This window comes from Amycolatopsis tucumanensis (genome assembly GCF_021654135.1).
Classification (GTDB): Bacteria; Actinomycetota; Actinomycetes; order Mycobacteriales; family Pseudonocardiaceae; genus Amycolatopsis_E; species Amycolatopsis_E tucumanensis.
This window is the reverse complement of the sequence record NZ_JAKGSD010000046.1, coordinates 38,930-59,939: the sequence shown is the minus strand read 5'-3', so window position 1 is coordinate 59,939 and position 21,010 is coordinate 38,930. Positions and strand designations below refer to the sequence as shown.

At 73.1% G+C, this 21,010-nt stretch carries 20 protein-coding genes; 8 read left to right on the top strand and 12 right to left on the bottom strand.

Annotation, left to right across the window (positions count from 1 at the left end; all coding sequences use genetic code 11):
• The first annotated feature begins 9 nt into the window (after positions 1–9).
• The 4 genes from L2C96_RS33345 (at position 10) to L2C96_RS33330 (ending at position 3,746) form a co-directional block, all read left to right on the top strand.
• Complete coding sequence (locus L2C96_RS33345) at positions 10–936, top strand: ABC transporter ATP-binding protein (RefSeq protein ID WP_237339015.1); 927 nt, start codon at positions 10–12, stop codon at positions 934–936.
• A gap of 65 nt (positions 937–1,001) precedes the next feature.
• Positions 1,002–1,727, top strand: a complete 726-nt coding sequence (locus L2C96_RS33340; protein WP_237339023.1) for an ABC transporter permease — start codon at positions 1,002–1,004, stop codon at positions 1,725–1,727.
• Between the two features lie 15 nt (positions 1,728–1,742).
• The gene (locus tag L2C96_RS33335; protein ID WP_237339014.1) at positions 1,743–2,720 is read left to right on the top strand and encodes a COX15/CtaA family protein; all 978 of its coding nucleotides are present in this window, start codon (positions 1,743–1,745) and stop codon (positions 2,718–2,720) included.
• Positions 2,721–2,831: 111 nt separating this feature from the next.
• Positions 2,832–3,746, top strand: a complete 915-nt coding sequence (locus L2C96_RS33330; protein ID WP_020421266.1) for an acyl-CoA desaturase — start codon at positions 2,832–2,834, stop codon at positions 3,744–3,746.
• A gap of 3 nt (positions 3,747–3,749) precedes the next feature.
• On the opposite strand, the gene L2C96_RS33325 is transcribed toward L2C96_RS33330, so the two are convergent.
• Positions 3,750–4,055 carry a hypothetical protein gene (locus L2C96_RS33325; protein WP_237339013.1) on the bottom strand — a complete coding sequence of 102 codons (306 nt, stop codon included), beginning with the start codon at positions 4,053–4,055 and terminating at the stop codon, positions 3,750–3,752.
• Positions 4,056–4,133: 78 nt separating this feature from the next.
• On the opposite strand from L2C96_RS33325, the gene L2C96_RS33320 reads away from it, so the two are divergent.
• Positions 4,134–5,105, top strand: coding sequence for a quinone oxidoreductase family protein (locus L2C96_RS33320; protein ID WP_237339012.1), 972 nt, complete (start codon positions 4,134–4,136; stop codon positions 5,103–5,105).
• Here L2C96_RS33320 and L2C96_RS33315 read toward each other — a convergent pair whose 3' ends face one another.
• Genes L2C96_RS33315 through L2C96_RS33305 form a run of 3 tightly spaced genes read right to left on the bottom strand, consistent with a single transcriptional unit; the run spans position 5,106 to position 7,972 of the window.
• Positions 5,106–6,323, bottom strand: a complete 1,218-nt coding sequence (locus tag L2C96_RS33315) for an MFS transporter (RefSeq protein WP_237339011.1) — start codon at positions 6,321–6,323, stop codon at positions 5,106–5,108. It lies immediately after the preceding gene.
• Complete coding sequence (locus tag L2C96_RS33310) at positions 6,320–7,675, bottom strand: MBL fold metallo-hydrolase (RefSeq protein ID WP_237339010.1); 1,356 nt, start codon at positions 7,673–7,675, stop codon at positions 6,320–6,322. Before L2C96_RS33310 ends, L2C96_RS33315 begins: the two co-directional genes overlap by 4 nt.
• 6 nt (positions 7,676–7,681) lie before the next feature.
• A complete protein-coding gene (locus L2C96_RS33305; RefSeq protein ID WP_237339009.1) occupies positions 7,682–7,972 on the bottom strand; it encodes a hypothetical protein in 291 nt (96 codons plus the stop codon).
• Positions 7,973–8,062: 90 nt separating this feature from the next.
• Here L2C96_RS33305 and L2C96_RS33300 point away from each other — a divergent pair, with 90 nt between their 5' ends.
• Positions 8,063–8,710: an ArsR/SmtB family transcription factor gene (locus L2C96_RS33300; RefSeq protein ID WP_237339008.1), complete on the top strand. Its 648-nt coding sequence runs from the start codon at positions 8,063–8,065 to the stop codon at positions 8,708–8,710.
• A gap of 49 nt (positions 8,711–8,759) precedes the next feature.
• Positions 8,760–9,161, top strand: a complete 402-nt coding sequence (locus L2C96_RS33295) for a hypothetical protein (protein ID WP_237339007.1) — start codon at positions 8,760–8,762, stop codon at positions 9,159–9,161.
• A 37-nt stretch (positions 9,162–9,198) separates the two neighbouring features.
• On the opposite strand, the gene hpnH is transcribed toward L2C96_RS33295, so the two are convergent.
• From hpnH to hpnC, 7 genes are read right to left on the bottom strand one after another with little or no spacing between them, the layout of a single operon-like run.
• Entirely contained in the window at positions 9,199–10,203 is a 1,005-nt protein-coding gene (gene hpnH, locus L2C96_RS33290; protein WP_020421274.1) for an adenosyl-hopene transferase HpnH, read from the bottom strand.
• Between the two features lie 3 nt (positions 10,204–10,206).
• Positions 10,207–11,679, bottom strand: coding sequence for a 4-hydroxy-3-methylbut-2-enyl diphosphate reductase (gene ispH, locus L2C96_RS33285; protein ID WP_237339006.1), 1,473 nt, complete (start codon positions 11,677–11,679; stop codon positions 10,207–10,209).
• Positions 11,676–13,577, bottom strand: a complete 1,902-nt coding sequence (gene shc / locus L2C96_RS33280; RefSeq protein ID WP_237339005.1) for a squalene--hopene cyclase — start codon at positions 13,575–13,577, stop codon at positions 11,676–11,678. The genes ispH and shc overlap by 4 nt, the downstream gene beginning before the upstream one ends.
• Positions 13,578–14,588, bottom strand: a complete 1,011-nt coding sequence (locus L2C96_RS33275; protein ID WP_020421277.1) for a polyprenyl synthetase family protein — start codon at positions 14,586–14,588, stop codon at positions 13,578–13,580.
• A complete protein-coding gene (hpnE, locus tag L2C96_RS33270; protein ID WP_237339004.1) occupies positions 14,585–15,940 on the bottom strand; it encodes a hydroxysqualene dehydroxylase HpnE in 1,356 nt (451 codons plus the stop codon). The genes L2C96_RS33275 and hpnE overlap by 4 nt, the downstream gene beginning before the upstream one ends.
• Positions 15,937–16,797 (bottom strand): presqualene diphosphate synthase HpnD, encoded by an 861-nt coding sequence (hpnD, locus tag L2C96_RS33265; RefSeq protein WP_237339003.1) that lies wholly within the window; start codon positions 16,795–16,797, stop codon positions 15,937–15,939. The genes hpnE and hpnD overlap by 4 nt, the downstream gene beginning before the upstream one ends.
• The gene (hpnC, locus tag L2C96_RS33260; RefSeq protein ID WP_084506185.1) at positions 16,794–17,690 is read right to left on the bottom strand and encodes a squalene synthase HpnC; all 897 of its coding nucleotides are present in this window, start codon (positions 17,688–17,690) and stop codon (positions 16,794–16,796) included. The genes hpnD and hpnC overlap by 4 nt, the downstream gene beginning before the upstream one ends.
• Before the next feature lie 136 nt (positions 17,691–17,826).
• On the opposite strand from hpnC, the gene L2C96_RS33255 reads away from it, so the two are divergent.
• Entirely contained in the window at positions 17,827–19,044 is a 1,218-nt protein-coding gene (locus L2C96_RS33255) for a PucR family transcriptional regulator (RefSeq protein WP_235716248.1), read from the top strand.
• 4 nt (positions 19,045–19,048) lie between these two features.
• On the opposite strand, the gene L2C96_RS33250 is transcribed toward L2C96_RS33255, so the two are convergent.
• On the bottom strand, positions 19,049–21,010 hold the full coding sequence (locus L2C96_RS33250; protein WP_237339002.1) for a bifunctional phosphatase PAP2/O-acyltransferase family protein: 1,962 nt from the start codon (positions 21,008–21,010) through the stop codon (positions 19,049–19,051).

Genomic DNA, 21,010 nt, shown 5'->3' with positions numbered 1-21,010 from the left:
TTGACAGTCGTGAGCACACCTGCCGTCGAGATCACCGGGCTGGTGAAGCGGTACGGCTCGAAGACCGCGGTCGACGGCCTGGACCTCAAGATGGACCGCGGGCGCCTGCTCGCGCTGCTCGGTCCCAACGGCGCCGGCAAGACCACCACCGTCGAGATCTGCGAGGGCTTCCGCCGCGCCGACTCCGGCTCGGTGCGGGTGCTGGGCCTGGATCCGGTCCGCGACGGCGCCGCGCTGCGCCCCCGCATCGGCGTGATGCCGCAGGGCGGCGGCGCCTACCCCGGCGTCCGCGCCGGCGAGATGCTGGGCCTGGTCGCCGCCTGCGCCGCCAACCCGCTCGACCCCGCGTGGCTGCTCGACGTCCTCGGCCTCACCCCCGCGCGCCGCACCCCGTTCAAGCGCCTCTCCGGCGGCCAGCAGCAGCGCCTGTCGCTGGCCTGTGCCCTGGTCGGGCGGCCGGAGCTGGTGTTCCTCGACGAGCCGACCGCGGGCATGGACCCGCAGGCCCGCCGCCTGGTGTGGGAGCTGCTGGGCGCGTTGCGGGCCGACGGCGTGAGCGTGCTGCTCACCACGCACCTGATGGAGGAGGCCGAGGCGCTGGCCGACGACGTGGTGATCGTCGACCACGGCAAGGTCATCGCCGAGGGCACGCCGAGCGCGCTGACCGCCGACGACGCCGACACCGCGCAGCTGCGGTTCAAGGCCCGCGCCGGGCTGGACACCGACCTGCTCTCCGCCGCGCTGCCGGAGGGCTACCACGTCAAGGAGTCCGCGCCGGGCAGCTACCAGGTCTCCGGGAAGGTGAACCCGCAGGTGGTGTCCACGGTGACGGCGTGGTGCGCGCAACAGGGCGTGCTGGCCGAGGAGCTGCACGTCGGCAAGCGCGACCTGGAAGAGGTCTTCCTCGAACTGACCGGACGGGAGCTGCGCTCGTGACCGCACCGGCCCGGTTCCCCGCCGGCACCTTCACCCCCGCGCCCGGCGCGGGCAGCCGCGCGCGCATGCTGCTCACCCACGCGAAGCTGGAGACCAGCCTCACGCTGCGGCACGGCGAGCAGATCCTGCTCACCCTGCTCATCCCGCTGGCCCTGCTGATCGGCCTGACGGTGTTGGACATCCTGCCGTCCGGCGACCTCGCCGGAGTGTCCAAAGCGGACTGGGTGACGCCGCGGATCTTCGCGCTCGCGGTCATGTCGTCGGCGTTCACCGGGCAGGCCATCGCGCTCGGCTTCGACCGCCGCTACGGGGTGCTCAAGCGGCTGTCGGCCACCGCCATCCCCCGCTGGCTGCTGGTCGCGGGCCGGATCGTCGCGGCCCTGGTCGTGGTGCTGCTGCAGGTCGTCGTGCTCGGCGTGGTCGCCGCGTTCCTCGGGTGGAGCCCGTCGCCTGCGGGCATCGCGGAGGCAGTGGTGCTGCTGGTGCTCGGCACGCTGAGCTTCGGCGCGCTGGGCGTGCTGCTCGGCGGGTCGCTGCGCGCGGAGGCGGTGCTGGCGCTGGCCAACATCGTGTGGTTCGTGCTGCTGCTCGCGGGCGGCATCCTGCTCGCGCCGTCCACGCTGCCGTCGGCCGCCGCGACCGTGATCGAACTCCTGCCGTCCGGAGCGCTGGCCGAGGGACTGCGCGCCGCGCTCGTCGACGGGCAGTTCGCCGTCGGCCCGGTTCTCGTGCTCGCCGTGTGGGGCGTGCTGGCGGCAGCGGTGGCCGCGAAAACGACAAAACTGACATAACTCTAGGATGTTGCTGTGGCCCTGAGCTCCCTGATCGCCCGTCTGCCCTACCCGTCGCGCCCGGTGCAGCGCGCGATCGCCGTCGCCGCGATCGTGGCCCAGGCGGGCATCGGGGTCACCGGCTCGGTCGTCCGGGTCACCGGTTCGGGCCTGGGCTGCCCCACCTGGCCGCAGTGCTTCCCGGGCAGCATGGTGCCGGTCGCGCACCCCGAGTTCGACACGCTCAACCAGTGGATCGAGTTCGGCAACCGGCTGCTCACCGTCGTGGTCGTGCTGGTCTCCGCGCTGGCGGTGCTCGCCGCGTGGCGCGTGCAGATCGCCCACCCCGAGCGCAAGCGCCTGGTGAAGCTCGCCTGGACGATGCCCGGCGGGGTCGTGCTGCAGGCCGTGGTCGGCGGCATCACGGTGCTCGCGAAGCTCGAGTGGTGGACCGTCGCGATCCACTTCCTCGCCTCCACCCCGCTGGTGTGGCTCGCGGTGCTGCTGCTGCGCGCGTTCAACGAGGGCGACCAGCCGGCCCGCTGGCTCATCCCGCCGCTGGCGAAGAAACTGCTGGTCACGCTCGTCGTGGCGCTGTGGGCGATCCTGATCGCCGGCACCACCGTGACCGGCGCGGGCCCGCACGGCGGCGACCCGGAGACCCACCGGCTGGACGCGCCGATCGAGGTCCTCGCGCAGGTCCACGGCGGCCTGCTGGTCGCCTACCTGCTGGTGCTCGCGACCTTCGGACTGGTGCTCATGCGCGGCGGCACGCCGGCCGCGCTGTGGCGGCGCTACGCGATCGTGTGGGTGGTCGCGCTGGCGCAGGGTGTGCTGGGATCGGTGCAATACGCCCTCGGCATCCCGGAGGCGCTGGTGTCGCTGCACGTCCTGGGCTCGGCGCTGGTGATCGTGGCGACCGCCGCACTGTGGTGCGGCTGCCGCGACCGCGGCCCGGTCACCTCGGCCGGCCCGGCGCCGCGCGAGCCGGAGCTGACCGCGGCCCGCGGCTGACCGCGGCTGGGGCGAGGTTTCGTCGCCCGTCATGCGGTAGTAACGCCCGAGGGGGGTATTCGCCAAGACGGCTCCGTACGGTGGGGCCGGAGAGAGAGGTTACTGCCGCCCATGACGAAACCGCTGATCTCGCATCGCCGGTCCTCCGGTCAGATGATCGTGCTCAAAGCGTTCCTGCTGATCCCGTTCCTCGCCCTGATCACCGCTGTTCCGCTGGCGTGGGGCTGGGGCCTGACCTGGCTCGACCTGGGCCTGGCGGTGTTCTTCTACGTCGTCGCGACCCTCGGGGTGACGGTCGGCTACCACCGGTACTTCACGCACGGCGCGTTCAAGACCGGCCGTCCGCTGCGCGTCGCCATGGCGATCGCCGGCAGCATGGCGGTGCAGGGGTCGGTCATCTTCTGGGTGGCCAGCCACCGCCGCCACCACGCGTTCGCCGACCGCGAGGGCGACCCGCACTCCCCCTGGCTGTTCGGCACGAGCCCGGCGGCGCTGCTGCGCGGCTTCTGGCACGCGCACATGGGGTGGATGTTCCAGCGTGAGGTGACCAACTACGAGCGGTTCGCGCCGGACCTGCTGGCCGACGACGACCTGCGCGTGGTCAACCGGCTGTTCTGGCTGTGGATCGTGCTGAGCCTGGGCCTGCCGACGCTGCTCGGCGGGCTGCTGAGCTGGTCGTGGTGGGGCGCGGTGACCGCGTTCTTCTGGGCCGGGCTGGTGCGGATCGCGTTCCTGCACCACGTGACGTGGTCGGTGAACTCGATCTGCCACATGATCGGCGACCGGCCGTTCGCCAGCCGGGACAAGGCGGCGAACTTCTGGCCGCTGGCGATCCTGTCCATGGGCGAGTCCTGGCACAACTCCCACCACGCGGACCCGACGTGCGCCCGGCACGGCGTGCTGCGCGGGCAGGTGGACGTGTCGGCGCGGGTGATCTGGATCTTCGAGAAGCTGGGCTGGGCGCGCGACGTGCGGTGGCCGCGCGCCGAACGCCTCGCCGCGAAGCGGCTCGAACCCGCCTCCTAGTTCCTACAGGGCGTGCCCGGCCATCCGGCGACGGTGGCCGGGCCCGATCTGCGTGGAGTTGACGGTCTCGGCGTCCCACTCGGCCGGTTCCAGGTCCTCCACGGCCTCGACGAGCTTCTGGCCGGTCTCCACGGACGGGACGACGACGTCGCCCATCGCGCCGTCGTGGCCGACGAGCACCACGCGCGCCCCGGCGCGGCCGATGTTCTCCACGACGGCCTTGGCCGGCTTGCCGTGCTCGGCGACGAAGCGGCGGGCGGTCGTAAGCTGCTTGGCGGTGGGCGCCGGTGCCTCGGTCTCTTCAGCCATGTCGGCATCTTAGGGAAGATCCGCGCGGCCCACCCGGTTGTGCGAGGTGAACCCGACCACGTCAGGAGGACACAGGCGATGCCCACGGCAGTGCAGATTCGGCAGACCGGCGGACCCGAGGTGCTGGAGGCCGGTGACGTCGAGGTCGGCGATCCCGGGCCGGGCGAGCTGCTGGTCGACGTGGCCGCCGCGGGCGTGAACTACATCGACACCTACCAGCGGAGCGGGATCTACAAGATCGACCTGCCGGTCACGCTGGGCATGGAGGGCGCCGGGACGGTCGCCGCGGTCGGCGAGGGCGTGACGGGCTTCTCGGCCGGTGACCGGGTGGCGTGGCAGGGCGTGCTCGGCGGGTACGCGCAGCGGGCCCGGATCCCGGCGAGCGCGGCGGTCGCGGTGCCCGAGGGCGTGTCGCTGGAGACCGCCGCGGCGACGATGCTGCAGGGCATCACCGCGCACTACCTGGTGCGGTCCACGTACGAGGTGCAGGAGGGCGACACGATCCTGCTGCACGCGGCCGCGGGCGGCGTCGGGCTGCTGCTGACGCAGCTGGCGAAGGCGCGGGGCGCGCGGGTGATCGGCACGGTGTCGACCGAGGAGAAGGCGGCGCTGGCCCGCGAAGCCGGTGTGGACGAGGTGATCCGGTACGACCAGGTCGATTTCGCCGAGGAGGCCCGGAAGCTGACCGGCGGCGAGGGTGTGGCCGCGGTGTACGACGGGGTCGGCAAGTCCACTTTCGACGGAAGCCTGGCGAGCCTGCGGGTGCGGGGTTTCCTGGTGCTGTTCGGGGCGGCGAGCGGGCCGGTCCCGCCGGTCGACCCGCAGCGGCTGAACTCGGCGGGCTCGGTCTACCTGACGCGCCCGACGTCGGCCCACTACGTGCGCACGCGCGAGGAGCTGGAGTGGCGCACGGGCGAGCTGTTCGAGGCGGTCACCTCGGGCGCACTGAAGGTCCGCGTGGGCGCCAAGTACGCGCTGTCCGACGCCGCGAAGGCGCACGAGGACCTGCAGGGCCGCCGCACGACGGGCAAGGTGCTGCTGATCCCGTAGTCAACCGGGGCGGGTTTCGGGCATGCGGATCGCGACCGCGATCCCGGAGGCGGCGGTGAGCACGGCGACGAGCGCCACCGCCGCCCGCAAGCCCCACAGATCGGCGGCGAGCCCGGACATCACCGCCCCCGCCGCGAAGCCGCTGTCCCGCCAGAGCCGGTAGACACCGACGGCGCGGGCCCGCCACGCGGGATGCGCGACGTCGCCGACCACCGCGAGCAGCGTCGGGTAGACCATCGCGGTGCCCGCGCCGAGCAGCACCATCGCCACCGCCCAGGTCGCGAAACCGGTGGCGAGCGCGGTCAGCCCGAGCGCGGCGGCCTGCACCAGCATGCCCGCGGTGATCAGGTGCTTGCGGCCCCAGCGGTCCGACAACGGGCCGGTGACGAGCTGCCCGGCGCCCCAGACCGCGGGGTAGAGCGCGGCGAGCACGCCGGCGCCGGCCACGGACAGCCCCGTGGCGACGAACAGGATCGGGAACAGGCCCATCGCGAGGCCGTCGTTGAGGTTGTTCACCAATCCGGCTTGGCTGGCCGCGGACAACGCGCGGTCCCGCACGCTGGTGCGGGCGAACACGGCCCAGCCGCTCAGTTCTCCGGTGGCGGCGTGGGCGCGGGACTCGAAGCGGGCGTGGCCGCGTGTCTCCCGCACGAACACCGCGGTCAGGCCGAGGCCGAGCGCGACGTAGGCCGCGCCGAGGAGGAACGGGGCGGGGCGCAGGCCGTAGTGCGCGGCGAGGTAGCCGGTGGCGGCCGCGGTGATCGCCAGCGCGCCGTACCCGGCGGCCTCGTTGAGCCCCATCGCCAGTCCGCGCCGCCGCGGGCCGGCGAGGTCGATCTTCATGATCACGGTGGTCGACCAGGTCAGCCCCTGGCTGAGACCGAGCAGGACGTTGGCGGCGACGATCCAGCCCCAGTCCGGGGCGAGAGCGAGCAGCGCCGGCGCCGGCACGGCGATCAGCCACCCGGCGAGCAGCACGGGTTTGCGCCCGTAGCGGTCGGACAGGGTGCCGGCGAGGTAGTTGGCGGCGGCCTTGGTGAGGCCGAACGCGAGCACGTAGGTGAGCAGGACGGTGTAGCCGGTCAGGCCGAACACCGGCCCCGCCAGCAGCGGGAGGACGGTCCGTTCCTGGCCCAGCACGCCGCCGACCAGCGCGTTGACCGCGACCAGGAGGCTGAACTGGGCGAGGTTGGCGCGCAGGCCCAGCCGGACCGTCACGCGCCGGTCACCAGGGCGTTCCCGGTCGCGCGGGCCCACTCGGCGGGGCCGCCCGCCAGCACCACCGAGATGTCCCGGTGGCCGGCCTGTTCGAGGAGGCTCGCGGCGCTCATCGCCCGTTCGCCGTGGCCGCACATCACCACCAGCGGTTCCCGCGGCAGCTCACGCCCGTCGAGGCGGCCCAGCTCGCGATGCCGGGCGCCGGGCAGGTGACCGGCGGCGAACTCGGCGTCCTGGCGCACGTCGAGCACCGGCCGCCCGCCGACCCCGTCGGCCGTGACGACCCGCGTGCGCCGCACCGGCTGCCCGGCGGCGGTCCACGCGGCGAGCCCGCCGTCGAGCTCGCCCGCCAGGCCGGTGCGGCCGATCTTGACCGCCTGCCAGGCGATTTCGGCCGGGTCCTGGTCGCCGCCGCGCACGACGACGATCGGGCGATCGGAGGGCACGAGCCAGCCGAGCCAGGACGCGAACGCCGGGCGCAGCGGGATCGACAGCGCACCCGGCACGTGCCCGGCGGCGAAGTCGGCGGCGGGACGCGCGTCGACCACCACCGCGCCGTCGGCGGCCAGCGCGCGCACCCGGTCCACGTCGAGGCCGGGCAGGACCGGATCACCGGGCAGGACCACCCCGCGGCGGTTGGTGTCGGCCAGTTCCCGGAAGTAGGATGGGAAGCTGCCCAGCGATCCCCGCAGCGCGGCGACGAAGGCGTCCTCGTTTTCCGCGCGCAGCAAGGAGTTGCTCGCCTTCTCGGCGCCGATGGTGCTGGTGCGCCGCGCGCCGGGTGGTGCGGAGCAGAACGAGCCGGCGCCGTGGGTGGGCCACACCGCGACCTCGTCGGGCAGGGTCGCCAGCCGCCGCAGGGAGGCGTACTGGCGGCGGGCCAGCTCGTCGGTGCGGGCCGGGTCGACCAGGTCGGTGCGGGCCGCGGCCCCGACGATCAGGGAGCCGCCGGTGAACACCCCGACCGGGGCGGCGCCGTCGAGCAGGAGGAACGACAGGTGCTCGTGGGTGTGGCCCGGGGTGAACAGGGCGCGCAGGCGCAGCCCGCCCAGGTCGGTTTCGTCGCCATCGCGCAGGCCGTCGTGGGTGAACTCGCGGTGCCCCGCGGCAGAGGCGAGGACGCGGGCGCCGTCGGTGGCCGCGAGCTGCCGGGCACCGGAGACGAAGTCGGCGTGCAGGTGCGTGTCGGCGGCGAAGGCGAGCCGCAAACCACGGCGCGCGGCCGCGCGCCGGGCGGCCCGCAGGTCCAGGCTCACGTCGACGACCAGCGCCCGGCCGTCACCGAGGTCGACCAGGTAGGCCGAGTTGCCGAGCCCTTCGTCCACGAGGGGCAGGACGTCTACAGTGGACATGATCGGTCACCGCCGCGGTTTGGTGGCCAGCACGGAAACGCTGCGCACGCCGTAGTTCGCGCCGGCGTCGCGATGGCGGTCCCGTGCGGCGGCGGCGTTGCCCACCACGGATTCCGGCAGCGGCGGTTCGCTGACGATGTCGGCGACGGCCGGCCTCAGCACCCGGGCGGCCTCGGTGAAGACGGCGTCCTTGCGCCCGAGCTCGAAGTGGAACCCCGCGCCCGGCTCCGTCGCGACCAGTTCGTACATCCGCTTGACCCGGGTCTCCAGGGCCCGGGTGTCCACGCCGGTGGTCATCGCGCACCTCCGCGCTTGTTCAAGTGAGTTCTTGAATAAGAGACCCGCGCCCGGTTGCTTGTCAAGAGTTCTCTTGAATATGCTGGTCGCGTGGGTGACCGAGCGGCGAAGACCGAGCTGTACGACGCGCTGGCCGAGACTGCGAAGGCGCTGGCCAGCGGGCGGCGCGCGGAGCTGGTGGACGTGCTCGTGCAGGGTGAGCGGCCGGTCGACGAGCTCGCCGCCGAGATCGGCCAGTCGGTGGCCAACACCTCCCAGCACCTGCAGCGGCTGCTGCGGTCCGGCCTGGTGCGGACCCGCCGGGAGGGCACGCGCGTGTTCTACTCACTGGCCGGCGCCGCGGTGGCGCAGCTGTGGCTGGCGATGCGCGCGGCGGCCGAGCAGCACGTCGAGGGCCTGGCCCGGCTCGCGGAGGACTACGTCGGCGACCGGTCCGGCCTGGACACCATCACGCGCGACGAGCTGGACCGGCGGCTCCGCGACGGCGACGTGGTGGTGCTCGACGTGCGCCCGGCTCCGGAGTTCGCGGCGGGCCACATCCCGGGCGCGGTGTCGATCCCGATCGGCGAGCTGCGGGCGCGGCTGACGGAGGTCCCGGACGGCGGCCAGGTGGTCGCCTACTGCCGCGGCCCGTACTGCGTCTACGCGGACGAGGCGGTCCGGCTGCTCACCGAGGCGGGCCGCCGGGCGGCGCGCCTGGAGGACGGCTACCCCGAGTGGGCCGCGGCGCACGGCTGATACCCGCGCGGGAATTGTCCGCAATCCCGGCTCCGGCGAAGCTTCCGCCATGGATCTCGTCGAACGCTATGTCGCGCTGTGGAACGAAACCGACGCGAGCGCGCGCCGGAAGCTGATCGAGCTGCTGTGGTCCGAGGACGGCGTGCACCTGCTGCAACCGCCCCGGGAGATGCGGGACCGGGCGGCCGCCCTCGGATTCGGCCAGGCGGTCCTGGCGGCCCGCGGTCACGCCGCCATCGAACAGCGCGTGCGCCGCGGCCAAGAGGACTTCCTGGCGCCCGCCGGCGTCACGCTCAGAGCCCTCGGCAACACCGACCGCCTCGGCGACACCGTCAAGTTCAACTGGGAGCTCGCCGACGACACCGGGCAGGCGCGCAGCGCGGGACTGGAGATCCTGACCCTCGCCGCGGACGGGCGCATCGCCGTGGACCACCAGTTCTTCGAGAGCTGACCCCGCCCCCCGGACGAGGAGGCGGGGCCGGACCAGCTCAGACGCTCACGGCGGCGCGGATCGTCTCCTTCAGGCTGCTCGTCGTCGCGATCACGGCCGTCGGTTCGTAGCCGCAGTGCGCCATGCAGTTCGCGCACCTCGGGTCCTTGCCGCGGCCGAACTTGTCCCACTCCGTCTCCTCGATCAGCTCCCGCCAGGTCTTGGCGTAGCCGTCGTCGAGCAGGTAGCACGGCCGCTGCCACCCCAGCAGCGAGTACGACGGGATCCCCCACGGCGTGCACTCCAGGTCCCGCTTGCCCTCGATGAAGTCGAGGAACACGGGCGAGTGGTTGAGCCGCCACTTCTTGCGGCGCCCGTCGGCGAAGGCCTTGGAGAACAGCTCCCGCGTCTGCTGCACCCCGAGGAAGTGCTCCTGGTCCGGGGCCTTCTCGTAGGCGTACCCGGGCGAGAGCTGCATGTTGTCGACCTTGACCACGTCGTTGAGGTAGTCCAGCACGTCGATGACGTCCTGCGGGGTGTCGGTGTTGAAGAACGTGGTGTTCGTCATCACCTTGAAGCCCTTGGACTTCGCGAGCTGGATCGCGTCGACCGCGGCCTGGAAACCGCCCTCCTTGCGCACCGACGCGTCGTGCTTCTCCTCGAGCCCGTCGATGTGGACCATCCAGGTGAAGTTGCGGTGCGGCTTGAACTTGTGGATGTGCTTGGGCAGCAGCAGCGCGTTCGTGCACAGGAACACGATCTTGTTGCGCTCCAGCAGGATCCGCGTGATCTCGTGGATCTGCGGGTGCATCAGCGGCTCACCACCGGCGATGGACACCATCGGCGCGCCGCTCTCCTCCACGGCGCCCACGGCCTGCTGCACCGGCATCCGCTGCTTCAGCAGGTGCGCGGGCTGCTGGATCTTCCCGCAGCCACCGCACTTGAGGTTGCACGCGAACAACGGTTCCAGCTCGACCAGGATCGCAAACTTCTCCTTGCGCAGCAGCTTCTGCTTGGCCAGGAACGCACCCAGCCGGATCGACTGGCGTAGTGGCATGCCCATGGTCTAGCTCACCTCCCGGGGTAGTGTGAAAACCACGTCTTCATCGGCCTCCGCGCGCTCGGTCACCGTCGACCTGCCCAGCCCGCGAAGGCACCGCACCAGCTCCGCCACCAGGTCCGGTGGGGCCGAGGCGCCCGCGGTGATCCCGATCCGCTTCACCCCGGCCAGCCAGCACAGGTCCACTTCGGACACGTCGTCGACGAGCCTGGCCCTGGTCCCCCGCCGCCGCGCCACTTCCACCAGGCGCACCGAGTTGGACGAGTTCGCCGAGCCGACCACGAGAACGAGGTCCGCCTCCTCGGCCACCGCCGTCACCGCGCGCTGGCGGTTGGTGGTGGCGTAACAGATGTCGTCGCGTCGCGGGCCCTCGATCCCGGGGAACCGCGAGCGCAGCACCGAGGCGATCTCGTCGGCCTCGTCCACGGCCAGCGTGGTCTGCATCGCGTAGGCCACGCCGCCCTCGGGCGCCCGCACGTGCGCGGCCGCTTCGGCGTCCTCGACCACCACGATCCGCTCCGGCGCCTCCCCGACCGTGCCCTCGACCTCCTCGTGGTCGGCGTGCCCGATGAGGAACACCGTGTCGCCGCGTCCGGTGTAGCGCTTGACCTCGGTGTGCACCTTCATGACCAGCGGGCAGGTCGCGTCGATCACGCGCAGGTCCCGTGCCTGCGCCGCGGCCCGCACGGCCGGGGCGACGCCGTGCGCGGCCAGCACCGTCGTCGCGCCGCGCGGCACCTCCTCGACCTCCTGCACGAACACCGCGCCCAGCGCCTCCAGCCGCCGCACCACGTGCGCGTTGTGCACCACCTGGCGGCGCACGTAGACCGGCGCGCCGTACCGCTCCAGCGCCCGCTCGACGATCTCGATGGCGCGCTCGACGCCGGCGCAGAACGAGCGCGGGCTGGCGAGCAGCAGTTCGCCCTCCCCCGCCGCCTCGCACCACTCGCGCAGCGCCGGGACCGCGGCCCGCAGCGACCGCAGTCCGCTCAGGCCACGCAGCACCGTGCCCGGCCGCCACAGCGGCTGATCCGGAGTGTCCACAATGGTCCGAACGACCGCGACCGGACCGGGCAGCGACGCGAACTCCGCGGACTCCATGTCGACAGCCAGCGCGCCGTTTCGCGCGTACCTGGCCCGTTCCGCACCGTCCACGACGGAGGGCGCGGACGCGATCGGTCCGAGGTGGACGGTCAGCCCGAGCCGCCGCAGCGCCGCGGCGAGCACCGGCGCCGAGTGCAGCGGCACCCGCCCGTCCGGGCCGTCGATCTCGGTCGCCACCACCAGGTCGCCCGGCCGCACCTCCGGCACGAGCGCCCCGCCGACCCCGGCGACCAGAACCGGCCGTCCGGCCTCGGCCAGCCGCTGCGCCGATTCCGCCGCGCGGCGCGGGCCCATCCCGCCGCGCAGCACCACCAGGCCCGGCGTCCGCAGCGCGGAGGCCTCGACGCGCATCGGCGCGACCACGACGCCGGTCATGACCGTTCCAGGTACCGGCCGAGCGCGGTCACCGGGAACACCAGCCGGTACAGGTGGTAGTTGATGTAGAAGTCGCCGGGGAAGCCGGTGCCGGTGAACTGCGGCTCGTCCCAGGTGCCGTCGGCGCGCTGGGTCTGCGCCAGCCACCGCACGCCGCGCGCGGTCACCTCCGAGTCCCGCTCCCCCGCCGCGAGCAGCGCCAGCAGCGCCCACGCGGTCTGCGACGCGGTCGAGTCGCCGCGCCCGGCCCACGACGGGTCGCGGTAGGACCGCAGGTCCTCGCCCCACCCGCCGTCGGCGTTCTGGTGCTCGGCCAGCCACCGCACCGCCCGCCGGATCGCGGTGGCCGACGCCGGCACCCCGGCCTCGACGAGTGCGGGCAAGACGGCGCCGGTGCCGTAGACGTAGTTGGCGCCCCAGCGGCCGAACCAAGACCCGTCGGGTTCCTGGTGGTCCAGCAACCACTTCACGCCGCGGCGGCACTCCCGGCTGCCCGCCCTGCCCTCCTTGGCCAGCATCTCGACCACGTGCGCGGTGACGTCCGCGGACGGCGGGTCGATGACCGCGCCGAAGTCGCAGAACGGCAGCTTGGTGGTCAGTTCCTGGGTGTTGTCGGCGTCGAACGCGCCCCAACCGCCGTCGCGGGACTGCATGCCGGTCACCCACGCCACGGCCCGGTCCAGCGCCCCGGACAGCCGCTCCCGGTCCGGGTGCGCGACGCGGCGCAGGCCGAGCACGACCTCGGCGGTGTCGTCGGTGTCCGGGTAGAGGTCGTTGGCGAACTCGAACGCCCAGCCGCCCGGGTCGAGGTCGGGCCGTCGCACGGCCCAGTCGCCGCGCACGGTGATCTCCTCGCCGAGCATCCAGTCGACGGCCTTGAGCACGTGCGGGTCGTCGGCGGGCGCGCCCGCGTCCAGCAGCGCGGTGATCGCCAGCGCGGTGTCCCACACCGGCGACTGGCAGGCCTCCAGCCGCCGCACGGTGCCCTCGGGCGTCTCCTCGCGGATCAGGAACCCCTCCAGCCCCTGCAGGCCCGCGCGCATCGCCGGGTGGTCCAGCGAGTAGCCGAGCAGGTGCAGCGCGAGCAGGGAGTACACCCACGGCGGCTGGATGCCGCCCCACCCGCCGTCGGCCTCCTGCCTGGCCAGGATCCACTCCGCGGCCTGCCGCATCGCGAACTCCCGCACCGGCTTGACCGCGACCTTGGCGTAGAGGTGCAGGGCCTTGTCGAGGTAGTGGAAGGCGCCGGACCAGGTCCACGGCGCGACGAGCCCGCCGCCGCGCTTCACGCCGGTGCGCAGCTCGTCGATGCCGAACGGCAGCGGGCGGACCGGCCGCAGGGTGCTGACCACGGTCAGCGGCACCACGGTCTGCCGCGCCCAGCAGCCCCAGTCGTAGACGTTGAGCGGCACCCAGGACGGCAGCAGCACCAGCTCGGGCGGCATGTTCGGCAGGTCGTCCCACGACCACAGCCCGAACAGCGCCAGCCAGATCCGGGTGAACACGCGGCTGGCCTCGACCCCGCCGCCCGCGCGGACGAACTCCGCCGCCCGCCGCATGTGCGGCTCGTCCGGCGAGTCCCCGGCCAGCCGCAGCGCGACCCACGCCTCCAGCGTGGTCGACAGGTCGCCGGGGCCGCCGTGGAAGGTGGCCCAGGTGCCGTCCGCGCGCTGCTGCGAGCGGATCCAGCGCGCGGCCTCCTCGGTCTCACGCGCGGTGCGGATGCCGAGGAACTCCCGCATCAGCAGGTCCTCGGCGTCCATGGTGACGTTGGTCTGCAGCTCGCCCTTCCACCAGCCGCCGTCGCGTTGCAGCCCCTTGAGGTGGGCGACCGCACGGTCCAGCGTCTCGGCGGCGCCGGCGGCGGATCTGGCCGCCGGGTCCGCGGTCTGCGTCATTCAGGCCTCCCTGGTCACGATGAACCGCGCGAGGGCCAGCAGCTCCTCGCGCACCCGTCCCGGGACCTCGGCGTCCTCGAGCTTCTGCCGTCCCGCCGCCATCCGGCGGTGGGCTTCCTCCAGCGCCCACGCCCGCCCGCCGGCCAGGTCGACCAGGTCGGCGGCGCGGCGCACGGCCGCGTCGTCGGCGACGTCGCCGCCGGTCAGCCACGCGGCCAGCTCCCGGCCGGGCGCGCCGCCGTGGGTGACGGCGTAGGTGACCGGCAGGCTCTTCTTGCGGGCTCGCAGGTCGGAGTGCACCGGCTTGCCGGTGACCGACGGCTCGCCCCAGATTCCGAGCACGTCGTCGACCAGCTGGAAGGCCAGGCCCAGGTCGGCGCCGAACCCGGCGAGCGCCTCGACCGTGCGGGCGGGCGCGCAGGCGAGCACGGCACCGATCGCGGAGCTGGCCGACAGCAGCGCGCCGGTCTTGCCGCCCGCCATGTCCAGGCACTCGTCGAGGGTGACGTCGTCGCGCTGCTCGAAGGCCACGTCGAGGACCTGGCCGCGGATCAGCTCGCCGACCGCCTCGGACAGCAGGCGCGCCGCGGCGACCGCGCCCGGTCCCTCGGCGTCCAGCAGGACCTCGTTGGCCAGGGCGAGCATCGCGTCGCCGGTGAGGATGGCGCTGGCCGCGCCGCGCACCGCCCACACGGTCGGCCGGTGCCGCCGCTCGGTGTCGCCGTCCATCAGGTCGTCGTGCAACAGCGAGAAGTTGTGCACCAGCTCCACCGCGACCGCGCCGGGCAGCCCGGTGGCCGGTGGCGCGCCCGCGGCCTCGGCGGACAGCAGCGCCAGCGCGGGACGCACGGCCTTGCCGCCGCCGGAGGTCGGGTTGCCGTCCAGGTCGGTCCAGCCGAGGTGGTAGTAGGCGATGGCGCGGCTGGCCGGGTCGAGCCGGTCGACGGCGGCCCGCATCGCGGGCAGGACGGCCTGCCTGCCCTGCTGCAGGGAATCGAGTACAGCGGTCATGCGGGTATCCCTTCCGATCGGCCCGGCGCCCCCGCGGGGGTCCCGAGCACGGCTTGGGCGGCCGCCTCACCGCTGCGCACGGCGCCTTCCATGGTCGCCGGCCACCCGGTGGCGGTCCACGCGCCGGCCAGAACCAGCCCCGGGGCGCGGGTGCGGGCCTGTGGGCGCAGCCCCGCGCTGCCCGGCGCGGGACGGAACGTGGCGTGCCGTTCTCGTGTCACGAAGAAGTCGAGCACCTCCGCGTCGCGTGCGGCGGGCAGCACTTCGCGCAGCGCGGGCAGCAAGCGTTCCCGCAGCGCCCGCACCGGCAGGTCGATCTCCTCCTCGGCCGCGGACAGCGAGATCGCGAGGTACTGGCCGCGGTCGAGGCCGGCGGAGGTGGTGCGGTCGAACACCCACTGCAGCGGCGAGTCCACGACGGCGAAGAACGGCTCGTCCGTGACCGGGCGGTCGAGGACGACGTGCGCGTTGACGATCGGCGAGCTGCCCAGCGCGTCGGCGAAGTCCGCGGGCAGCCGGACCGCGCCCGCGGGCAGCAGTTTCGCCGCGACCGGGGGCGGCACGGCCAGCACGACCTGGTCGGCCTCGACCGGCTCGCCGGTCCCGATCCGCCAGGAGCCGTCCGCACGGGACAGCCCGGTCACCTTGGCGTTGAGCCGGACGGTGACGCCCGCCTCGGTCAGCCGGGCCAGCGCGGGCTCGCCGTGCAGCCGCCGCAGCGGGACGGTGGCCCAGCCGATGTCGGCCGCGTCCGCGTCGGTCAGCAGGCCCACCTGGAAGACGGTCGCGGCCAAGCCGAGCGACGCCCGCTCCGCGGGGGCGTTCAGCGTCGCGATGCCCACCAGGTCCCAGAGTTTGGTGATCGCCTCACGGCTCTGCCCGTGCGCGGACAGCCATTCGCCGAACGTGCGCCGGTCGGAGCTGGGCGCGGCCGGGTCGACCGACTTCAGCGCGAGCGCGGCGCCGGCGAAGCGCATCCGGTCGCCGAGGCCGAGCGGGGTGTAGCGCAGCACCGAGTCCGCGAGGTGCAGCGGCGCGGGCAACGGGTTGCGGCGCAGCCACACCGGACGGCGCAGCCGCGGCGAGCGCACCGGGATCTCCAGCCGCGGCTGGAGGTGCACGCGGTCCATCACCCCGAGCCGCCGCAAGAGATTCACGTACGCGGTGCAGCAGCGGAGGAACACGTGCTGCCCGTTGTCGACGTGCAGGCCGCCGCGGGTGAACGAGTGCGTCAGGCCGCCCAGCAGGCCGCGGGACTCCAGCAGCGTCACCTCGTGCCCGGCGTCGGCGCAGCGCAGGGCCGCGGTGATCCCGGCGAGACCGCCACCGACGACCGCGACCCGCTGCCTCATGCCGCCCGCCCGCCCAGCGCGCGGACCGCCACGCCCAGCTTTTCCCTGCCGGACAAGGAAAGACGCTTGTCGTACACCGCGGCGGGGTCGTCGGCGATCCGTTCCAGCAGCTGCCGGTAGATGCCGGCCATCGCCAGGCAGCACGCGCCGCTGCGGCGATCCAGCAGCGGGCCCAGCCGCATGCCGTCGGCGTACCACTCGCGGGCGCGGGCCGCGCTGTGCCGGATGAGGTTCGCCAGGCCGCCGTCCGGGTCGGCCAGCGCGCCGTCGGTGATCCGCAGCTCGACCCCGAACGCGTCGAGGTCCTCCTTCGGCAGGTAGATCCGGCCGCCCAGGAGGTCTTCGCGGATGTCGCGGAGGATGTTCGTCTGCTGCAGGGCGATTCCGAGCGCGTCGGCGTAGCGGGCGGCCTGCGGGTGCGGTTTGTGCCCGAACACGCCCAGGCACAGCCGCCCGATCGACCCGGCCACGCACCGGCAGTACTCGGTCAGCTCGTCGAAGGTGCCGTAGCGGCGGCCCTCGATGTCCATCCACACGCCGTCGAGCAGCTCCTCGAACGCCTCCAGCGGCACCGGGTAGCGGTGGGCGGCGTCGGCGACCGCGACCATCACCGGGTCGGTGCTGCGGTCGAGCGCGGCCAGCTCCTTGCGCACGATCTCCAGCTGCGCGGCCTTCTCCTCGACCGGCAGGTCGCCGTCGCCGATGTCGTCGACGCGCCGCGCCAGCGCGTACACCGCGCACAGCGCCGACCGGCGCTGACGGGTGAGCAGCCGGATGCCCCAGTAGAAGTTGCGGGCCTCCGTCCTGGTGATGTCCTCGCAGGTGGCGTAGGCCTGGTCGATCGTGGGTGTCGTCATGTGAGCCGACCACCTTCCCGGATCCGTCGGACATGGGCGGACGGGCGCACCAGCAGGGCGGTCAGGTGCGCCAGGACGTCGGTCTTGCGCGGGCGCGGGGTGCCTGCCAGGACGTCCCAGCGGGCGCGGCGCAGCGCGTCGAGGGTGGCCAGCCCCCCGGCGATGTAGCCGGCCACGGCGAGCCGCGCCCAGCCGTGCAGGCGGTCCAGCAGCGCCGCGCCCTCGGTGAGGAGGTCGAGCGCGCGGGCGGTCTGGGCGGCGACGGCCAGCCGCACCGGGCGGCTCGTCGTGGTGGCGTCCAGGTCGGCCTCGGTGGCGCCGAACGCGGCCAGGCCGGTTCGCGGCAGGTAGACCCGCCCGTTGCGGCGGTCCTCGGCCACGTCCTGGCAGTGCTCGATCAGCTGGAGCGCGGTGCACACCCGGTCGGACAGGCGCTCGGCGACCGGGTCGCGCACGCCGAAGACGCGCAGCACGATCCGCCCGACCGGATCGGCGGAGAGCACGCAGTAGTCCTCCAGTTCGGCCTGCGTGGCGTAGGACGCGACTCGCTGGTCCTGGAGGTTCGCCCGCACGAGGCGATTGAACGGGTCGAGTTCCAGATCCCGCCGGTGAATCGCGGGAAGAAGATCACGCAATACCCGTTCGTGTGGTTGATCCCCCCGAAAGGCGCGTTCCAGATCGCGCTGGAATCGCAATAACCCGGGCGTGCGGTCCTCGATTGCTGACTCATCACCCAGATCGTCGATGACCCGGGCGACGTCGTACACCGCCACCAGGTCCGCGCGCAGGTCACGGGGAAGTATCCGCAGTGCTACCGGAAAGTTCTCGGCCCGCTCCTTTTCACGCAGCACGCGGTCGCCGACCGTGCCGGGACCAGGGGGTGCGGGAGCCATCGCCTCATAATCACTCCGCGGCCGCGTTCGATTCTTCGCTCCGGAAACAAAAATGGAGAAGCCACGGTTGTCACGAGCTGACAGTATTGACCCGGACGATGGACGGCACGCGGGCAGGCGAGTGGGGGTCCACGACATGGCGGGCAGACGAACGGAGACCAGCGACGGCACGCTGGCGGATCTGGCGAAGGCGACCTCGGAACGGTTGCCGCGCATGCTGGACGACGTGGCGCGGCTGCTGAACGAGCACTGGCCGGACTACGCGGAGTTCATCGTCACCGAACGGGACGAGGTCCTGGTCTCCGCCAACATGTTCCTGCAGCGGCTGCTGCGGATGGCCAAATGGGACATCGCGGAGCTGTCCGGCATCACCGACCACGGCGCGGACCGGTTCGGCGAGCAGCCGCTGTTCGAGGAGATCGGGCGGGCGCAGTGGCAGCAGGGCCGCGATCTGACGAGCCTGCTGTCGGCCTACCAGATCGGCGCGCGGGTGGCGTGGCACCACGTCGCCGAGGTCGCGCTCGAGGTCGGTGTCCCCTCCGACATGTTCGCCTCGCTGGCCGAGGCGGTGTTCATCTTCGTGGACCAGCTGTCCTCGGCGTCGGCTCGCGGTTACGTGCTGGAGCAGTCCGAATCCGCCGCGATGCGGGAGCGGTTGCGCGACGAGCTGGCGGACATGCTGCTGTCCGACCGATCCGATTCCGCCGCGATCCGCGCCGCCGCGGCCAGGGTGGACTGGCCGCTGCCGCGGCAGGCGGCGGTCGTCCTGGTGGAGCCGGACAATCCGGTCGGCAGCGCGCTGCTGGGGCGGCTCGGGAACTCGTCGCTGCACGTCCGGCGGCAGCGGCTGGTCTGCGCCATCGTGCCCGATCCGGACGGACCGCAGCGGCGGGAGCGGCTGGCGTCGGCGTTGCGCGGCGCGGGCGCGGTGGTCGGGCACGCGGTGCCGCTGGAACGCCTGCCGGCCAGCATGCACGTCGCCGAGCTGGCCGCGCAGCTGCGCCGCACGCACGTGCTGGAGGACGATCCGGTGTTCGTGGACGAGCACCTGGACTCGATCATCGTGCACCGCGACGCGAAGCTCTTCGACGCGATGCGCCACCAGTGTCTCGCTCCGCTGGCGCACCTCGGGCCGGTGACGCGCAAGCGGTTGTGCGAGACGCTCGCCTGCTGGCTGCGGCACCTCGGCGACCGCCGCGCCATGGCGGAGGAACTGCACATACACCCGCAAACGGTGCGCTACCGGATGGCCCAGTTGCGCGAGCTGTTCGGCGAGAGCCTGGACGATCCGGACAACCGCCGCCGCCTCACCCTCGCGCTCGCCTGGGGCACTTCGGACCCCGGCGACGTGTGACGCGTCAGTCCAGTTCCGCCAGCACCGCGCGGAATTCGGCGAGGAAGCCGTCCACGCTGTCCACCAGCGCCGCGTCCACGGTGGCGCTCATGGAGAACGATCCGTACCACCCCAGCACGCCGATGGTGAACGGGGTGCCCGGCGCGAGCGGAATGATGGCGAACGCCGTGCGCAGCGGGAAGTCGCCGAAGTCCACCTGCCACGCGGCACCGGGCATGTTGGACACGGTGCCGTTGAAGAACCGTTCGTTGTAGACGGTCCGGGCGAACCAGCGGTGGAAGAACGCCGGCATCAGCCCGGCCAGCGTGTGCTGCACGAACCGGGACGCGATGACCCTCGTGCCGGTGCGCAACCGCTTGGTGGCCTTGGCGATCCTCTTCAGGCGCTCGGCTTCGGGCATGTCCCCCAGCGGGATGTCCACCATGACCGCGGCGGTGACGTTGCCCTCCGCGCCGGGCCGCGGCTCGGCGGCCATCAACGTGACCGAGGTCAGCATCGACTCCGGCAGCGGCGCCACCGCGACCCGCCGCAGCGCGCCGGCCACCCCGCCCAGCAGCAGGTCGGTGACCCGCACGCCGTGCTTGCGCGCCAGCTCACGCACGTCGTCGAGCGGGATTTGCAGGGTGGCGTAGCGACGGTCCGGCGGGTCGCCCGCGGGCAGCCGCGTCTTGGGGCGCCCGTCGGTGGCCAGCTGCGCCAGGCCGACGGCGCCCGCGGCGGCCTTCTGCAGGGCGTTGGGCCGCTTGGTTTCGTTGAGCCCCTCGAGCAGGCTGGGCGAGTCGAACAGCTCCAGCATCAGGCTGATCGTGCCGATGCCGTCCGCCACCGCGTGGTGCACCAGCGAAATCACCGCCGCGGTGTTCTCCTCCACGCCGCGCACGACGGCGAACCGCCACAGCGGCCGGTCCCGCGGCAGCGGCTCGCTCTGGAACCGCGCGACGAGCTTGTGCAGCTCCCCCATGCCACCGGGCGTGCCGTCCGGGCGGGTCAGGTCGAAGTCGGGGACGTGCCAGTCCCAGTCGATGTCCGGGTGCGGCACCCAGTGCTGGCGGCGCCAGGGCGAGTAGTCCGACAGGCGCTGCGCGTAGCGGGGCATCGCGGGCAGTTTGTCGCGGATGGCCTGCTGCACCCACTCCCGGGTCGGCCCGGCGGGGTGGGCGGTGGTGTCGAGCATGATGAGCCCGCCGACGTGCTGCGGGTACGCCGGGGTCTCGACGTGCAGGAAGAACGTGTCGGAGGCGGACACCCGGTCGACCGGCCGGGCGACCTGCGCGAGCCAGGTGGCCGCGGCGATGAACACCACGGCGGCGGCCGCGTCGATCCAGTAGTGGTTGCCGGTGGCGATGATGACCGCGAACGTGATGGCGACGTGCACCGCGCTGACGATCTGCACGACCCAGCCGCCGCGGATGCGCGCGAGGACCACCGAGACCCACAGCGCCCACCCGACGTGCAGGGACGGCATCGCGGCCAGCTGGTTGGCCCCCTGGAGCATCGGCGAGCCCCAGGACAGGAACGTGTTCCCGAGCCGCACGGTGTCGACGAACCCGGCGCCGTCGAGCATCCGCGGCGGCGCGACCGGGTAGAGCCAGAAGCAGGCGAGCGCGAACAGGTTGAGCCAGACGAAGCTGTTGCGCACCGAGCGGTAGTGGACCGGGTGCCGGGCGTGCACCCAGATCAGCAGGATGATCGCGCTCGCGATGTAGGTGATCGCGTACTCGTAGTTGGCGAAGACGCGGATCCAGCCCTGCTCGGCGAGCCACAGGTTGACCGGGAGCTCGAAGTCCAGGTGCATCCAGCGTTCGAACGCCAGCAGCGCTTCGCCGTTGGCGTGCGCCCGCGGTTCGCGGCCCGGCAGCGGGAACGCCTCGACCAGCAGGTAGATCCCGAACAAGCCGAGCCCGAGCAGCAGTTCACCCCACCAGCCCGGACGCTGGACGGCCGCCGCGCGGGCGTCCGGGACCAC

What these genes read in the sequence shown, in the direction of transcription:
- hpnC (WP_084506185.1), bottom strand. Translation starts at nt 17,690, where the DNA reads ATGGCTCCCGCACCCCCTGGTCCCGGCACGGTCGGCGACCGCGTGCTG.
- L2C96_RS33340 (WP_237339023.1), top strand. Translation starts at nt 1,002, where the DNA reads ATGCTGCTCACCCACGCGAAGCTGGAGACCAGCCTCACGCTGCGGCAC.
- hpnE (WP_237339004.1), bottom strand. Translation starts at nt 15,940, where the DNA reads ATGAGGCAGCGGGTCGCGGTCGTCGGTGGCGGTCTCGCCGGGATCACC.
- L2C96_RS33320 (WP_237339012.1), top strand. Translation starts at nt 4,134, where the DNA reads ATGCCCACGGCAGTGCAGATTCGGCAGACCGGCGGACCCGAGGTGCTG.
- L2C96_RS33275 (WP_020421277.1), bottom strand. Translation starts at nt 14,588, where the DNA reads ATGACCGCTGTACTCGATTCCCTGCAGCAGGGCAGGCAGGCCGTCCTG.
- hpnH (WP_020421274.1), bottom strand. Translation starts at nt 10,203, where the DNA reads ATGGGCATGCCACTACGCCAGTCGATCCGGCTGGGTGCGTTCCTGGCC.
- L2C96_RS33295 (WP_237339007.1), top strand. Translation starts at nt 8,760, where the DNA reads ATGGATCTCGTCGAACGCTATGTCGCGCTGTGGAACGAAACCGACGCG.
- L2C96_RS33255 (WP_235716248.1), top strand. Translation starts at nt 17,827, where the DNA reads ATGGCGGGCAGACGAACGGAGACCAGCGACGGCACGCTGGCGGATCTG.
- hpnD (WP_237339003.1), bottom strand. Translation starts at nt 16,797, where the DNA reads ATGACGACACCCACGATCGACCAGGCCTACGCCACCTGCGAGGACATC.
- L2C96_RS33310 (WP_237339010.1), bottom strand. Translation starts at nt 7,675, where the DNA reads ATGTCCACTGTAGACGTCCTGCCCCTCGTGGACGAAGGGCTCGGCAAC.
- shc (WP_237339005.1), bottom strand. Translation starts at nt 13,577, where the DNA reads ATGACGCAGACCGCGGACCCGGCGGCCAGATCCGCCGCCGGCGCCGCC.
- L2C96_RS33325 (WP_237339013.1), bottom strand. Translation starts at nt 4,055, where the DNA reads ATGGCTGAAGAGACCGAGGCACCGGCGCCCACCGCCAAGCAGCTTACG.
- L2C96_RS33330 (WP_020421266.1), top strand. Translation starts at nt 2,832, where the DNA reads ATGACGAAACCGCTGATCTCGCATCGCCGGTCCTCCGGTCAGATGATC.
- L2C96_RS33305 (WP_237339009.1), bottom strand. Translation starts at nt 7,972, where the DNA reads ATGACCACCGGCGTGGACACCCGGGCCCTGGAGACCCGGGTCAAGCGG.
- ispH (WP_237339006.1), bottom strand. Translation starts at nt 11,679, where the DNA reads ATGACCGGCGTCGTGGTCGCGCCGATGCGCGTCGAGGCCTCCGCGCTG.